The sequence below is a fragment of the Streptomyces sp. CO7 genome, assembly GCF_053474865.1.
The window spans coordinates 497,353-511,223 of the sequence record NZ_JBRIOU010000004.1 but is presented as its reverse complement, the minus strand read 5'-3'; the positions used below and the strand labels follow the sequence as shown (position 1 = coordinate 511,223).

The 13,871-nt window shown below is 73.9% G+C and carries 14 protein-coding genes; 9 read left to right on the top strand and 5 right to left on the bottom strand.

Annotated elements, in window-relative coordinates:
* From ACOV8S_RS15145 to nudC, 3 genes are all read left to right on the top strand, one after another.
* Positions 1-1,075, top strand: a 1,075-nt coding sequence (locus ACOV8S_RS15145) for a PD-(D/E)XK nuclease family protein (RefSeq protein WP_448318351.1), incomplete at its 5' end; no start/stop codon positions are given.
* 10 nt (positions 1,076-1,085) lie between these two features.
* On the top strand, positions 1,086-2,489 hold the full coding sequence (locus ACOV8S_RS15140; RefSeq protein ID WP_448318350.1) for a dipeptidase: 1,404 nt from the start codon (positions 1,086-1,088) through the stop codon (positions 2,487-2,489).
* 175 nt (positions 2,490-2,664) lie between these two features.
* Entirely contained in the window at positions 2,665-3,567 is a 903-nt protein-coding gene (nudC, locus tag ACOV8S_RS15135) for an NAD(+) diphosphatase (RefSeq protein WP_448318868.1), read from the top strand.
* Positions 3,568-3,595: 28 nt separating this feature from the next.
* On the opposite strand, the gene ACOV8S_RS15130 is transcribed toward nudC, so the two are convergent.
* From ACOV8S_RS15130 to ACOV8S_RS15120, 3 genes are all read right to left on the bottom strand, one after another.
* Positions 3,596-4,402 (bottom strand): hypothetical protein, encoded by an 807-nt coding sequence (locus ACOV8S_RS15130; protein WP_448318349.1) that lies wholly within the window; start codon positions 4,400-4,402, stop codon positions 3,596-3,598.
* A complete protein-coding gene (locus tag ACOV8S_RS15125; protein ID WP_448318348.1) occupies positions 4,399-5,238 on the bottom strand; it encodes a MerR family transcriptional regulator in 840 nt (279 codons plus the stop codon). Before ACOV8S_RS15125 ends, ACOV8S_RS15130 begins: the two co-directional genes overlap by 4 nt.
* Positions 5,239-5,353: 115 nt before the next feature.
* Positions 5,354-5,611: a mycoredoxin gene (locus ACOV8S_RS15120; protein WP_351114854.1), complete on the bottom strand. Its 258-nt coding sequence runs from the start codon at positions 5,609-5,611 to the stop codon at positions 5,354-5,356.
* Between the two features lie 138 nt (positions 5,612-5,749).
* Here ACOV8S_RS15120 and ACOV8S_RS15115 point away from each other — a divergent pair, with 138 nt between their 5' ends.
* From ACOV8S_RS15115 to ACOV8S_RS15100, 4 genes are all read left to right on the top strand, one after another.
* Positions 5,750-8,029 carry an ATP-dependent DNA helicase UvrD2 gene (locus ACOV8S_RS15115; RefSeq protein WP_448318345.1) on the top strand — a complete coding sequence of 760 codons (2,280 nt, stop codon included), beginning with the start codon at positions 5,750-5,752 and terminating at the stop codon, positions 8,027-8,029.
* Between the two features lie 186 nt (positions 8,030-8,215).
* A complete protein-coding gene (locus tag ACOV8S_RS15110; protein WP_448318344.1) occupies positions 8,216-8,641 on the top strand; it encodes a hypothetical protein in 426 nt (141 codons plus the stop codon).
* A gap of 164 nt (positions 8,642-8,805) precedes the next feature.
* On the top strand, positions 8,806-9,174 hold the full coding sequence (locus ACOV8S_RS15105; RefSeq protein WP_351114859.1) for a WhiB family transcriptional regulator: 369 nt from the start codon (positions 8,806-8,808) through the stop codon (positions 9,172-9,174).
* Positions 9,171-9,506 (top strand): hypothetical protein, encoded by a 336-nt coding sequence (locus ACOV8S_RS15100; protein ID WP_448318342.1) that lies wholly within the window; start codon positions 9,171-9,173, stop codon positions 9,504-9,506. Before ACOV8S_RS15105 ends, ACOV8S_RS15100 begins: the two co-directional genes overlap by 4 nt.
* 237 nt (positions 9,507-9,743) lie before the next feature.
* Here ACOV8S_RS15100 and ACOV8S_RS15095 read toward each other — a convergent pair whose 3' ends face one another.
* The gene (locus ACOV8S_RS15095; protein WP_448318341.1) at positions 9,744-11,081 is read right to left on the bottom strand and encodes an ABC1 kinase family protein; all 1,338 of its coding nucleotides are present in this window, start codon (positions 11,079-11,081) and stop codon (positions 9,744-9,746) included.
* Positions 11,074-12,297: a ThiF family adenylyltransferase gene (locus ACOV8S_RS15090; protein ID WP_448318339.1), complete on the bottom strand. Its 1,224-nt coding sequence runs from the start codon at positions 12,295-12,297 to the stop codon at positions 11,074-11,076. Before ACOV8S_RS15090 ends, ACOV8S_RS15095 begins: the two co-directional genes overlap by 8 nt.
* Before the next feature lie 283 nt (positions 12,298-12,580).
* Here ACOV8S_RS15090 and ACOV8S_RS15085 point away from each other — a divergent pair, with 283 nt between their 5' ends.
* Complete coding sequence (locus ACOV8S_RS15085) at positions 12,581-13,186, top strand: M48 metallopeptidase family protein (RefSeq protein WP_448318338.1); 606 nt, start codon at positions 12,581-12,583, stop codon at positions 13,184-13,186.
* 110 nt (positions 13,187-13,296) lie between these two features.
* On the top strand, positions 13,297-13,871 hold a 575-nt coding region (locus ACOV8S_RS15080), incomplete at its 3' end, for a TerD family protein (RefSeq protein WP_448318337.1).

Here is a 13,871-nt window from a genome sequence, read left to right as displayed (position 1 = left end):
GTACGACGACGCCCTCCCCCCGGACCCCTACGACCACGGCACCCTGCCGCCGGACCCGTACGAGCACGACACCCTGCCGTCGGACCCGTACCAGCAGGACCTGCCGCCGGGCCCGTACGGCCGGGACGACACGCAGCCGGACCCGTACGGCGGCGACGACGCGCCCGCGGACCGTGACGGCGACACGCTGCCCCCCGCGCCGCCCGTCCCGTTCGTGCCCCACCAGTTCGCCGAGCCGCTCACGCCCGAGGAGGCGCGCGCCGTCGCGTCCTGGGACCGCGACCTCGACGCCCTCGCCGAGGAGCTCCTGATCGCCCGGCAGGCGGTCACCGAGGTGCGGCTGCCCGCCTCCCTCACCGCCACCGAGCTGATGCGGCTGCACGAGGACCCGGACGGCTTCGCCCGCGAGCTGGCCCGCCCCATGCCGCGGCCGCCGCAGCCGGCCGCCCGCCGCGGAACCCGGTTCCACGCCTGGGTGGAGTCCCGCTTCGAGGCGCTGCGGCTGCCCATGCTGGAGCCCGACGAGCTGCCCGGCACGGACGCCGAGATCGAGGACGAACGTGACCTGGAGGCGCTCAAGGAGGCCTTCGAACGCACCGAGTACGCCCGCCGCACGCCCTACCGCGTCGAGGCGCCGTTCCAGCTGGGCCTGGCCGGCCGGGTGGTACGAGGCCGGATCGACGCCGTCTACCGCGTGACGGAAGGGGCCCCGGGGACGGAAGCGACAGAAGCGACGGCGGGCGCGGAGGGGGAGGAGGTGCGGTACGAGATCGTGGACTGGAAGACGCACCGCGCCCCCACCGCCGACCCGCTGCAGCTGGCCGTCTACCGGCTGGCCTGGGCCGAGCAGCAGGGCGTGCCCGTGGAATCCGTCACAGCGTCCTTCCTGTACGTCCGCACCGGTGAGGTGGTCCGCCCGGCGGATCTGCCCGGCCGGGCGGAGCTGGAACACCTCCTGACAGGGGACGATCCGGAGGAATCGGGCGAAGGTGGAGCGTTCGAGGCGGCCGGAGTGTCCAGTTCCACTGGCCCCGGGACTCCTTCACCCCATCGGCCCACGGGTACGGCCGGATAGGGTCAAAGGTATGAGCGAGACCTTGGACAGCGCCGTCCAGACGTACATCGAGCAGCACCGCGCCTCGTTCCTCGAGGAGCTCTCCCAGTGGCTCCGCATCCCGTCCGTCTCGGCCCAGCCCGAGCACGCCGGTGACGTGCGGCGCAGCGCCGACTGGCTGGCGGGCGCCCTGAAGGAGACGGGCTTCCCGGTCGTCGAGGTCTGGGACACACCGGGCGCCCCGGCCGTCTTCGCCGAGTGGCCCGCCGAGGAGGCGGACGCCCCCGTCGTGCTGGTCTACGGCCACCACGACGTGCAGCCCGCCGCCCGGGAGGACGGCTGGGACACCGACCCGTTCGAGCCCGTCGTCAAGGACGGCCGCCTGTACGCGCGCGGCGCCGCCGACGACAAGGGCCAGGTCTACTTCCACACGCTCGGGGTCCGCGCCCACCTCGCCGCCACCGGCCGCACCTCACCCGCCGTCCACCTGAAGCTGCTGGTCGAGGGCGAGGAGGAGTCCGGGTCCCCCCACTTCCGCGCCCTCGTCGAGGAGCGGGCCGGGCGGCTCGCCGCCGACGCCGTGATCGTCTCCGACACCGGCATGTGGTCCGAGGACACCCCCACCGTCTGCACCGGCATGCGCGGCCTCGCCGAGTTCGAGGTGCGCCTGCACGGCCCCGACCAGGACATCCACTCCGGCTCCTTCGGCGGCGCGGTGCCCAACCCGGCCACCGCCGTTGCCCGGCTGGTCGCCGCCCTGCACGGCGCGGACGGCCGGGTCGCGATCCCCGGCTTCTACGACGGCGTCGTCGAGCTGACCGACCGCGAGCGCGCCCTCTTCGCCGAGCTGCCCTTCGACGAGCAGCGCTGGCTGCGCACCGCCAAGTCGCACGCGGCCTCCGGCGAGGCCGGCTACACCACGCTGGAGCGCATCTGGGCCCGCCCGACCGCCGAGGTCAACGGCATCGGCGGCGGCTACCAGGGCGCCGGCGGCAAGACGATCGTCCCGTCGTCGGCGATGGCCAAGCTGACCTTCCGGCTGGTCGCCGGACAGGACACCGCACGCATCGAGCAGCTGGTCCGTGACTGGGTCGCCGAGCGGATCCCGGCCGGGATCCGGCACGAGCTCGAGTCCGGCGGCGCCACCCGCCCCTGCCTCACGCCGCTGGACCACCCTGCGCTGCAGTCCCTGGCCCGTGCCATGGGCCGCGCCTTCCGGCAGCCGATCCGCTTCACCCGGGAGGGCGGCTCCGGCCCCGCCGCCGACCTCCAGGAGGTGCTGGGCGCCCCCGTGCTGTTCCTCGGCATCTCGGTGCCGTCCGACGGCTGGCACGCGCCCAACGAGAAGGTCGAGCTGGACCTTCTCGTCAAGGGCGTGGAGACCGCCGCGTACCTCTGGGGCGACCTCGCGGAGAGCCTGCGCGATGCCCGCTGACACCACCGACGCCCAGGCCGCCGCCGCAGGCGGGCCGGCCGCATCACAGGGGGAGCCCGAACCCGCCGTGACCGCATCGACCACCGAACGCGCCGCCGACGACTCCGCCGGTCAGGACCACGCCGTCGCCGGCGACACGACCGGCTCCGGCGGCCTCGCCGGGCCGCCGGTCGCGCTGACCGCGCCCTCCGGCATCGACCGCGCCGCCCACCACCGGCTCGACGAGGCATGGCTGGCCGCCGCCTGGAGCCACCCCACGACGCGCTGCTTCGTCGTCTCCGGCGGGCAGGTGCTCATCGACGAGACGCCGGACGGGCGCACCGAGCTGGTCACCACGCCGTCGTTCGAGGCGCCGCTCACCGAGGCCCACCGCTACTTCCTGGGCACCGACGAGGACGGCGTGCGCTACTTCGCCCTCCAGCGGGACTCGCTGCCCGGCCGCATGGACCAGTCGGCGCGCTCGGCGGGACTGCGCGAGGCCGGCCTGCTGCTGTCCGACCGGGACGCCGGGCTGATGGTGCACGCGGTGGCGCTGGAGAACTGGCAGCGGCTGCACCGGTTCTGCTCCCGCTGCGGCGGCAGGACGGTCATCGCCGCGGCCGGCCACGTGAGGCGCTGCCCCAAGTGCGGGGCGGAGCACTACCCGCGCACCGACCCCGCGGTCATCATGGCCGTCACCGACGACGACGACCGCATCCTGCTCGGACGCCAGGTGCACTGGCCGGAGGGCCGCTTCTCGACCCTCGCCGGGTTCGTGGAGCCGGGCGAGTCCATCGAGGCGGCGGTGCGGCGCGAGGTCTTCGAGGAGGCCGGCGTGATCATCGGCGACGTCTCCTACGTGGCCAGCCAGCCGTGGCCGTTCCCCTCCAGCCTGATGCTCGGCTTCATGGCGCGGGCGACCACGACGCACACGCAGGTCGACGGCGAGGAGATCAGCGAGGCGCGGTGGTTCTCCCGCGACGAGCTCACCGCCGCGTTCGCCTCCGGCGAGGTCCTGCCGCCCTACGGCATCTCCATCGCCGCCCGGCTCATCGAGAACTGGTACGGCCGCCCGCTGCCCACCCGGGCCGCCGCCTGACGGTTCCGGCGCGGTGGGGCCGCCTTACTCAGGCGGCCCCACCGCGCGGCCGGACCGCCCCGACCAGCGCCGCGTACAGCGCGTCCGGCTCGTCCGCGTGGAACCGCACCACCCGGACCGCCCGCCCGCCGCCCAGCAACCGCGGCGCCTCCACGGCCTCGTCCAGCTCCAGCACGATCGACGTCTGCGAGCCGACCGGGAGGTTCAGCTCCCCCTCCCTCCCGGTGTGCGAGTACGCCGACCGGCGCCGCACCGCCGCGATCCGCGCCAGCGGTATCGCCAGGTCCAGGTGCGCGCCGCTGCGCACCCGCAGCACCCCACCGCCCAGCACGTGCGGCCGGACCACCGCCGCAGCCCGCATGCCCAGCAGGAACAGCACCGTCTGGACGTCGAGCACCAGCACCACCGCGTGCGCGGCCGGCCAGTCGGCCAGCAGCACCGACAGCCCCACCGTCTCGACCAGGCAGACGAAGAGCAGCCCGTACATCATCGCCGCGTCACCCCGCGCGTGGCCGAACGCCAGGTCCCCCTCCCGCACACCGTGCCGGGCCCGCCGCACCCACAGGACCAGGCTCTGCCACAGCCGCAGCTCGTGTCCGGCCAGCCGCAGCACCGGCTCGGGCACCAGCTCGCCCGCCGCCTCACGCCACGACAGCCCCGCGCGCCGCAGCCGCAGCAGCGCGACGGCCTCCGCCACCAGCAACGCCGCCACCGCGATCTCCGCGGCCACGAGCAACGGCAGCGGCACGTCCACTCCGGCCGCCAGGCACACCACCGTCAGCAGCTCCGCGGGCACCACCGCCCAGGCGGCCCGCCGCAGCCACCGCCGGCTCATCGCGCACCCCCCGGACCGGCCGCGCGCGCCGCGCGCCCGCCCGGCCGCCGTGACGGAGCTCCGTCCGCAGAAGCCGCCCGCGCACGGCGTCCGGCCACCGCGAGGCCGTGCCGGAGCGCCTCCCGCTGCGCGGGGGACAGCCCCGACAGCAGGGCCTCCGCGCTCGCGGTGTCGGGTTCCGCATCGCCCCACTCGACGAGGAGCTCCGCGGGGAGCAGGTCCGCCATCAGTTCGCCCGCCTCCACGACCCGGGGGTCGTCCGGCGGGACGTCCAGCAGCGCGTCCATCCGCCGGTAGAGCTCGTGCGACCGCTCCACGACCTCCGGCCGCGCGGTCATGGCTCCCAGCGTCTCCACCAGCCGGTCACGCTGCTGGGCGGGCATGACGGTGTCGAGCAGCGCCAGCACCTCCCGGTCCAGCGCCGCCGTCGGCGACCCGGCCGGCCCGCCGACGGCGGCGAGGAGACCGGCCAGCCGCGGGGACAGGGGGCCCTCGGGGGTGAGCCGTCCGGCCCGGGCGTCGACGAGGACCTCCGCGAGCCGCGCCCGGCGTTCGCGGATCAGCCGCTCCTGGCGCGCCAGGTCGTCGTCGAGCTCCTCCAGCACCTCGGCCAGCTCACGGCCGGCGTCGTCGGCGAGCACGTCCCGCACCTCGTCGAGGCCGAGCCCCAGCTCGGTCAGCCGCCGGATCCGCGCCAGCAGCACGGCATGGCGCAACGTGTACCGCCGGTACCCGTTGGGGTCCCGCTCCGGCTCCGGCAGCACCCCGACCTGGTGGTAGTGCCGCACGGCGCGGGTGGTCACCCCGACCAGGGCGGCAAGCTCTCCCGTTCGCATACGGCCAGTAGAAACCCTGACGCTGCGGCAGGGTCAAGGAGGGAGCGGCGCCGGACACGCGAAACCCCCGCCGGCGGCCGGGGACGGCCGGGACGGGGGTCGCGGAGGAGCGCGGTCAGGCGCCGAGGGCCTGCTTGACCTGGGCCAGGCTCGGGTTGGTCATCACGACCGCCTCACCGCCCGCGGAGGGCACGACGCGGACCGTCGGCACGACCTGGTTGCCGCCGTTCACCTTCTCGACGAAGAGCGCCGACTCCGGGTCCTGCTCGATGTTTATCTCCTCGTACGCGATGCCCTCACGGCTCAGCTGGCTCTTCAGCCGGTGGCAGTAGCCGCACCACGTGGTGCTGTACATCGTCACAGTGCCGGGCATGGGCTTCGCGCTCCTCGGGGAGATGGGGGACGGCAGTCGCACGACGGTCTGTCGCACCCGGTGAACGTCCCGTGCACGGCCGGCATTCCCGCCGCCCCGGACCGGGTGAGCTACGCCGCATTCGTACGACGAATACCCGTGCCCTGTGGACGGCCGCCTCATCCGCACCGGGCGACCTGGCAGCATGGCGGGGTGACACCAGCAACGCACTCCTCCCTCTTCCCCGCCGTCCCGGACTCGGCCGACGCGGTGCTGGAAGGGCTCGACCCCGAGCAGCGGGCCGTGGCCACCGCGCTGCACGGGCCGGTGTGCGTCCTGGCCGGTGCGGGCACCGGCAAGACCCGCGCGATCACCCACCGCATCGCCTACGGCGTGCGCGCGGGCATCCTCCAGCCCTCCACCGTCCTCGCCGTCACCTTCACCAACCGCGCGGCCGGCGAGATGCGCGGCCGGCTCCGCCAGCTCGGCGCGACCGGCGTGCAGGCCCGCACCTTCCACGCGGCCGCGCTGCGCCAGCTCCAGTACTTCTGGCCCAAGGCGGTGGGCGGGGCGCTGCCCCGGATCGTGGACCGCAAGATCCAGGTGGTCGCCGAGGCGGCCGCCGGCTGCGGCATCCGGCTCGACCGCGGCGAGCTGAGGGACGTCACCGCGGAGATCGAGTGGGCCAAGGTCACCCAGACCGTCGCCGCCGACTACGCGGCCGCCGCCGCCAAGGCCGGGCGGGAGGCCCCCCGGGACCCGGCGGAGATCGCCCGCGTCTACGACCTGTACGAGGAGCTCAAGCGGGACCGCGGCGTCATCGACTTCGAGGACGTCCTGCTGCTGACCGTGGGCATCCTCCAGGACCGTCCGGACATCGCCCGCGAGGTCCGCGCCCAGTACCAGCACTTCGTCGTCGACGAGTACCAGGACGTCTCCCCGCTCCAGCAACGCCTGCTCGAACTGTGGCTGGGGGAGCGGGAGAACATCTGCGTGGTCGGCGACGCCGGCCAGACCATCTACTCGTTCACCGGGGCCACCCCCGACTACCTGCTCGACTTCCGCACCCGCCACCCGGGCGCCACCGTGGTCAAACTGGTCCGCGACTACCGGTCCACGCCCCAGGTGGTACGGCTCGCCAACGGCGTGCTCGGCCGGGCCACCGGCCGGGCCGCCGACCACCGTCTGGAGCTGGTCTCGCAGCGTCCGTCCGGACCCGAGCCCGCCTTCGCCGAGTACGCCGACGAGCCCTCCGAGGCGGAAGGCGCCGCCCGCGCCATCCGACGGCTGATCGCCTCGGGCGTCCCGGCGGGCGAGATCGCCGTGCTGTTCCGGACCAACGCCCAGTCCGAGACCTACGAACAGGCGCTCGCCGACGCCGGCGTGCCCTACCAGCTGCGCGGCGCCGAGCGGTTCTTCGAACGCCAGGAGGTCCGCCAGGCCGTCCACCAGCTGCGCGCCGCCGCCCGCTTCGGCGGGAACGACGCGCTGCTCGGGGACGCCTCCGACCTGCCCGGGCAGGTCCGCGCGGTGCTCTCCGGCCAGGGATGGACGCCCGCGCCGCCGGCCGGCTCCGGTTCGGCCCGCGAGAAGTGGGAGTCGCTGGCCGCGCTGGTCCACCTCGCGGAGGGCTTCGCCGCGGCCCGGCCGCAGGTCACCCTCGCGGACCTGGTCACCGAACTCGACGAGCGCGCGGCCGCCCAGCACGCCCCGACGGTCCAGGGCGTCACCCTGGCCTCCCTGCACTCGGCCAAGGGCCTGGAGTGGGACGCCGTCCTTCTGGTCGGCGTGGCCGAGGGGATGATGCCGATCACCTACGCCCGCACCGACGAGCAGATCGAGGAGGAACGCCGCCTGCTCTACGTCGGCGTCACCCGGGCGCGGGAGCACCTGCACGTCTCCTGGGCCCTCTCCCGGTCGCCGGGCGGCCGGCCCAACCGGCGGCCCAGCCGTTTCCTGGACGGCCTGCGCCCCGGCAGCGGCTCCGCGGCGGGTGCCCGCCCGGGCCTCGGGGGCGCCGGCGGCGTCGAGTACGGCACCGCGGCGGCGGGCGGCGCGGACGAGGTCCGGGCGGCCGCCCGCGCCGAGCGGGCGGTGCCCCGGCGGACGCGGCGCACCGTGGCCCGCTGCAAGGTCTGCGGGCGCACGCTCACCGACGCCGGCGAGATGAAGCTGATGCGCTGCGAGGACTGCCCCTCCGAGATGGACGAGGGCGTCTACGAGCGGCTGCGGGCCTGGCGCGAGGTGCAGGCGCGCCGCAGCGGGCAGCCGGCCTTCTGCGTCTTCACCGACAAGACGATGATCGCCATCGCCGAGACGGTGCCCGAGGACCCGGTGGAGCTGGCGCGGATCCCCGGCGTCGGCATGCGCAAGCTGGACCGTTACGGAGCCGACGTGCTCGCCATTTGCGCCGGTCAGGAACCGCCGGAGGCGGACTGAGCGGCTCCGCGACACACCGTTGCGAAGTCGTCGCAAAAATAGTTTGCGCCCGCCGTGTGATCCCCCATAGGTTCTAGACCACGGAAACACGAAGCCTCCAAAAAGGCTTCCGTTCCGTGCTGTACTGACGTCTGTATCCGCCGGACCGTTCGCGGTCCCCCAAGACGCCGAGAGGAGGCGATTGAAGTGATCAGCAAGACCAACACCACCGGCATCAGCACCACCCGTGCCTTCGGCACCGCCGCTCTGGAGAACGATCATCTCGTCGCCTCGCTGTGCGCTCTCGACGCCTTCGACCGCGGCACCGGTGTGTCCGTCTCCGTGCTGTCCGGCTCCGACGTCACCGTTCTCGGCTCCGGCCTGGTCGGCGGCGTTCAGGCCGAGGGTGGACTGCTGCTCGACGCCCCGGTCTTCGGCAGCCGGTCCGAGTCGGCCTACGCGGGCATTTCCGTCCGCGAGGAGCGACCGACCAAGGCACTGGAAGCAGGAGTGGCGAAGGCCCAGGCCTTCGGCTACGCGGCGGCCGGTGCCGGTAAGCCCCAGCAGACGATGAACCACCCCCAGACGATGTGGGCCCTCCGCGGGCCGGAACCCTGGAGCGAACCAGCCTGATTTCTCAGGCCGGCGCCTTCAGGGCCGCGGAACCCCATCAGGGATCCGCGGCCCTTCTGTTTTCCCTGATCAGGGAGACGGACCGAAGGACCTCGGGACAAAAGAACAACCGGTACCCACCACCGGCCGACCGGCCGGACGACACCAGACGAGGAAGAAACCCCGTGCAACTCGAAGCGCACGCCCCGTCCGTACCGCCTTCCGACACCACTTCCCCGCCCGGCCTCACGGAGGACCTTTCCTTGACTCCGCTCATCACCCTGACCGCTCTCGACGACGCCATCGAGGGCCTCGGCACCCCGGTCCCGTGCCGCTCCAACGACCCCGAGGTCTTCTTCGCCGAGTCCCCGGCCGACGTCGAGTACGCCAAGTCGCTGTGCCGCACCTGCCCGCTGGTCGACGCCTGCCTCGCCGGCGCGAAGGAGCGTCGTGAGCCCTGGGGCGTCTGGGGCGGCGAGCTGTTCGTCCAGGGCGTCGTGGTCGCCCGCAAGCGGCCGCGTGGCCGTCCGCGCAAGAACCCGGTCGCGGCATGACCGGCCCCCGCACCATCGACGCTCCCCACACGCACGACCCCCGGAAACAGGCCCCGATGAAGCTGTCCATCTTCGAGCAGCCCGCAGGCTCCCTGCCTGCCACCACCCGAGACTTCCCTTACACCGGCGCGCCCGAGGTGCGTCAGAACAGGACCCGAGAAATGCAACTCATCCCAGAAGCCCTCGCGCGTGCGCATATGCACGAGCGGATGCGCGAGGCCGAGCTCGCTCGGCCCGGGCTCCGCATCCTCGCCGCGCGGCGGATGCAGCGGCGGGCCGAGCGCGCGTCGATGCGCGCCCGGCGCGCGCTGGCGCTCGCCGTGATGCAGTAACCGCCGCGACGCCGCGACTGCCGCGACCGTCACGCCGCCTCACCGCGGCGCGACGGCGCGACACGCGAACGGCGCGACACGCGAACGGCGCGACGGCGCCGTGAGGCGATGACGCCATGAGCGATGACGCCATGAGGTGACGTCACGAGGCGGTGCCGCGAGTCGGAGACGACGGGGCCGCTCCCTGCGGGGGGCGGCCCCGCAGTGCGTCGCGCCCGGCACGGGGTGCCGCCCCCCTCACTCCGCCGGAGCGAACCCCGGGAGCCACGACTCCAGTTCGTGCCGCAGACGGACCGTGGCGCCCAGCTGGCACAGGACGCCGATGGTGCTCAGCGTCACCCGGTGTATCAGCAGGTACGAGGGCGGCAGGTTGAGCCGCTTCCCCAGCTGGTGCGCGGGCGACCGCGGGTCGGCGAGGCGGCCCGCCTGCCCCCGCAGCCATCCCCGGCTGAAGGCGAACTCGGTGACCCGCGCCGGCTCGATGATCGGCATCAGGTAGTCCAGCACCGCCTCCGGATCGAGCTCGACGGTCTTCTTCACGAAGCCCTCGGCGCACAGCCGGGCATGGACCGCCTCGGCCTCCCCGTCCAACGCCATCCGCAGGGCCTCACCGATGGGCGCGGGCAGCCCACCCGGCAGCCGGTCCACCGTGCCGAAGTCCAGCACGCCCAGCCGCCAGTCCTCCGGATCGTCCGAACCCCCGGTCAGCAGCCGGAAGTTGCCGGGGTGCGGATCGGCGTGCAGGAGTCCGGTGCGCGCCGGACCGGAGAAGAGGAAACGGGCGAGCAACTGCCCGGCACGGTCCCGTTGTTCCTCGGTGCCGTCGGATATGACCTCCGAGAGGGGCGTGCCGTCGATCCATTCGGTGACCAGCACCTGGTCGCAGTGGTGGACCACGGCCGGCACCAGCACGTCCGGATCGCCGGCGAACTCCTCGGCGTGGGCCTGCTGGGCCTCGGCCTCCAGGCCGTAGTCCAGCTCCTCGCAGACCCGCTCCCGCAGCTCGGTGATCAGCGGCTTGACGTCGATGCCGGGCACCAGCGGCCCCAGCAGCCGTGCGAACCGGCCGAGTTGCGTGAGGTCGGAGATCAGCGCCTCTCCCGCACCCGGGTACTGCACCTTCACCGCCACCTCCCGCCCGTCCTGCCACACCGCTCGGTGCACCTGACCGATGGAGGCGGCCGCGGAGGGGGTGTCGTCGAACTTCTGGAAGAGGTCCCGCCAGTCCTCGCCCAGGCGCTCGCGCAGCACCGCGTGGACCGTGCGGGTGGGCATCGGCGGAGCGGCCTCCTGGAGCTTGGTGAGCGCCGCCCGGTACGGACCGGCCAGTTCCTCCGGCAGGGCCGACTCGAAGACGGACATGGCCTGCCCGAACTTCATCGCACCGCCCTTGAGTTCGCCGAGCACCTTGAACAGCTGCTCGGCGGTGCGCTGCTGGAGTTCGCGGCCCACGAGCTCGGCGGACTCGCCGACGATCCGTTTGCCCAGCCCCCAGGTGGCCCGGCCCGCGAGGCCCAGGGGGAGCGCGGCGAGTTTGGCGGTCCGGGTGACCGCCTTCCGGGGAAGATCAGACATGCGCCCTCCAAGTCCCGGGCCGACGCGTCCGGTTCGCCCGATGGCAGGACTCGGCCGACGGCCTCTGCTCAGTCATTGTGACCTGTGACTGCCCCGCCGCCCCGGACAGTTCCAGGACCGTCTGCCCCGCGGCCCCGCAGGGGCAGTCCGGATGCGCGGCGACCTCCCGGGCACGCCAGCGCAGCGCGGGCAGCGCGGCCTCCCAGCGCACCCCCGCCGCGTGCGGCGCCCCGGCGGCGGAGAGACCGTCGAGGAAGGCGAGGGCGTGCCCCGCGGCCGTCCCCGCGACCGCCGCGGCCAGCGCCACGTCGCAGGCGGGCGGCGTCCTCGGCCGGCGGGAGCGCCACTGCGCGAGGAGCCGGGGCCAGGTGGGGTCCCGCTCCACCCGCCACCGCTGCAGGCACTCGGCGCACGGCGTCTCGCCCGGCAGGACCAGCGGGCCCACCACGCCCGTCGCCTCCACCACCCCGGCGTACAGGTGCGGGATGCCCGCCGCCAGCAGGGGTTCGGAGTCGAGGGGGTCGGGGGAGTGGACGGCCAGGTCGTCCCGCGGGGTGAGCAGCACCAGCGCGAAGCCGGTGTCGTCACGGAACGGGCAGGGAGCGCCCCGGCGCGGCGGGCGCTCGGGGGCGGCGTCGCGGACCAGACGGCGCGCGGCGTCGGAGCGGCGCTCGCCGACGGAGCCCGGCGGGTGACCGCCGGGGGCCACGTCCCACGGCTCGACGCAGCCGCCGTCGCGCACGTCCACCTCGCCCACGCCGGCCGCGGACAGCAGCGCGGCCAGGGCCGCGCCCACCCGGCCCACACCGCGCACCTGCACACGCAGCGCGCGGCGGGCCGCCAGCCGCCGTGCCGCGTCACCGGGAGCGGGCGCCGTCAGGGAGAGGGAGGCGAGGTCGGAGCGGAGCCGGTCCAAGGCGTGCGGGCGCTCGCGCAGCGAGTCGGCCCCCGCCCCGCCACCGGTGGCGTCGTCCAGCAGGCCCGCGTCCGAGAGACGCTCGACCAGCCGGTCGGCGTGGTCCTCCGGCAGCCCCATGCGCACCGCCTCCTCACGCAGCAGCCCCATGCCGCGGGTGCCGTTGAGCAGGTCGAGGAAGGTGCCGGTCACCGTGTCCACCGGCCCGAGCGTCATCGCGTGCGCCGGGGTCATCCCGAACTGCACCGTGTCCAGATCGCGCCAGCCGCGACGGAGCGCGGGCTTGACCCTGGGATGCACGACGACCAACCCCTTCACGGACGTGTGTGACCGAATCCACCGGAACGATCCGGAACGCACTGGATCGACCCGGAACGGCGCGGAACGACCCGGAACGGGCCGTCGACCGACAGCATGCCCCGATGTGCCGTACGGGCGTCGGGAGTTGTCCACAGGCACCAGGGACTTGTCGTACCGATCGGAAGAACGGCGGCAAGAACGGCGGCCTCGTCCGGTGTGGATGTCATACCGGATGTCGGCGCGGACCGGGGACGTCCCCGGTCGCAGGCGGTAACGTCGAGGGGTGCCCTCCGACCCTTCCCCCAGTGCCTTCACGCAGCAGCGCGGTCCCTCGGGCGCGCCCCCAAGGAGGTCCTCGGCGGACGCGGTGGAGGTCCGCAGGAGCACGCGCAGGCGCCGCACCGTCTCCGCGTACCGGGAGGGCGACCGCACCGTCGTGCTCATCCCGGCCCGCATGTCCGAGGCGGAGGAGCGGCGCTGGGTGCGGGTGATGCTGGACAAGCTGGCCGCCCAGGAGAGCCGGCGCACCCTGGACGATTCCGACCTCGGCCGGCGCGCGGCCCTGCTCTCCGAGCAGTACCTCTCGGGCCGGGCCCGCCCGGCCACGGTCCGCTGGGTCACCAACCAGAACAGCCGCTGGGGCTCCTGCACGCCCGCCGAGGGCAGCATCCGGCTCTCCCACCGGCTGCAGGGCATGCCGGAGTACGTCGTCGACTACGTCCTGCTCCACGAGCTGGCCCACCTGCTGGTACCCGGGCACGGCCCCGACTTCTGGCGGCTGCTGGAGACGTACCCCCGCACCGAGCGCGCCCGCGGGTACCTCGAAGGAGTGGTGGCCGCGGAACGGTTGCCGCATCTGCCCGCGGCGAGACCCGGCGAGTCGGACTGAGATCGTCCGCGTTTCGTAGCGGCTCTGTCCCGAGGTGTCCGGTCCTGCGAATTCCGGGCTAGCCTGACCCAGCACCTTTCGGGAACGGGATGGGGGACGGGCGTACACGCATGGCCAGGGAATTCCAACGCGGCCACAAGGCCAAAATCAGTGATCTCACAGCGGGTACCGACCTCTACGTCGGCGTGCGGATCGAGGGGCCCGGGCTGGGCTTCGACATCAGCTGCTTCGGTCTGGACGCCGACGAGCGTCTCTCGGACGACCGCTACTTCGTGTTCTACAACCAGCCGAAGTCGCCCGAGGAAGCCATCCAGCTGCTCGGCGAACAGGCCGGGGACACCCAGTCGTTCAGGGTGACGCTGGACCGCATGCCGTCGCAGATCCACAAGCTGTCGCTCACCGCGACCATCGACGGCGCCGGGCAGATGTCGCAGGTCTCCTCCGGCTATGTCCGCATCGTCGCGGGCGGCGAGGAAGTGGCGCGGTACGCCTTCACCGGAGCCGAGTTCTCCACCGAGCGCGCCGTGATGCTGGCCGACCTCTACCTCAAGGACGTCTGGCGGTTCGCCGCCGTCGGCCAGGGCTTCGACGGCGGACTCGAGGCGCTGCTGCGCAACTTCGGCGGCGAGGTGGCCGACGAGGAGCCCGCCGCGCCCGCCGCCCCGCAGCCGGCCCCGGGCTTCGC

Coding starts and splice junctions, on each gene's coding strand:
- ACOV8S_RS15140 (WP_448318350.1), top strand. CDS start 1,086: ATGAGCGAGACCTTGGACAGCGCCGTCCAGACGTACATCGAGCAGCAC.
- ACOV8S_RS15130 (WP_448318349.1), bottom strand. CDS start 4,402: ATGAGCCGGCGGTGGCTGCGGCGGGCCGCCTGGGCGGTGGTGCCCGCG.
- ACOV8S_RS15125 (WP_448318348.1), bottom strand. CDS start 5,238: ATGCGAACGGGAGAGCTTGCCGCCCTGGTCGGGGTGACCACCCGCGCC.
- ACOV8S_RS15120 (WP_351114854.1), bottom strand. CDS start 5,611: ATGCCCGGCACTGTGACGATGTACAGCACCACGTGGTGCGGCTACTGC.
- ACOV8S_RS15095 (WP_448318341.1), bottom strand. CDS start 11,081: ATGTCTGATCTTCCCCGGAAGGCGGTCACCCGGACCGCCAAACTCGCC.
- ACOV8S_RS15100 (WP_448318342.1), top strand. CDS start 9,171: ATGACCGGCCCCCGCACCATCGACGCTCCCCACACGCACGACCCCCGG.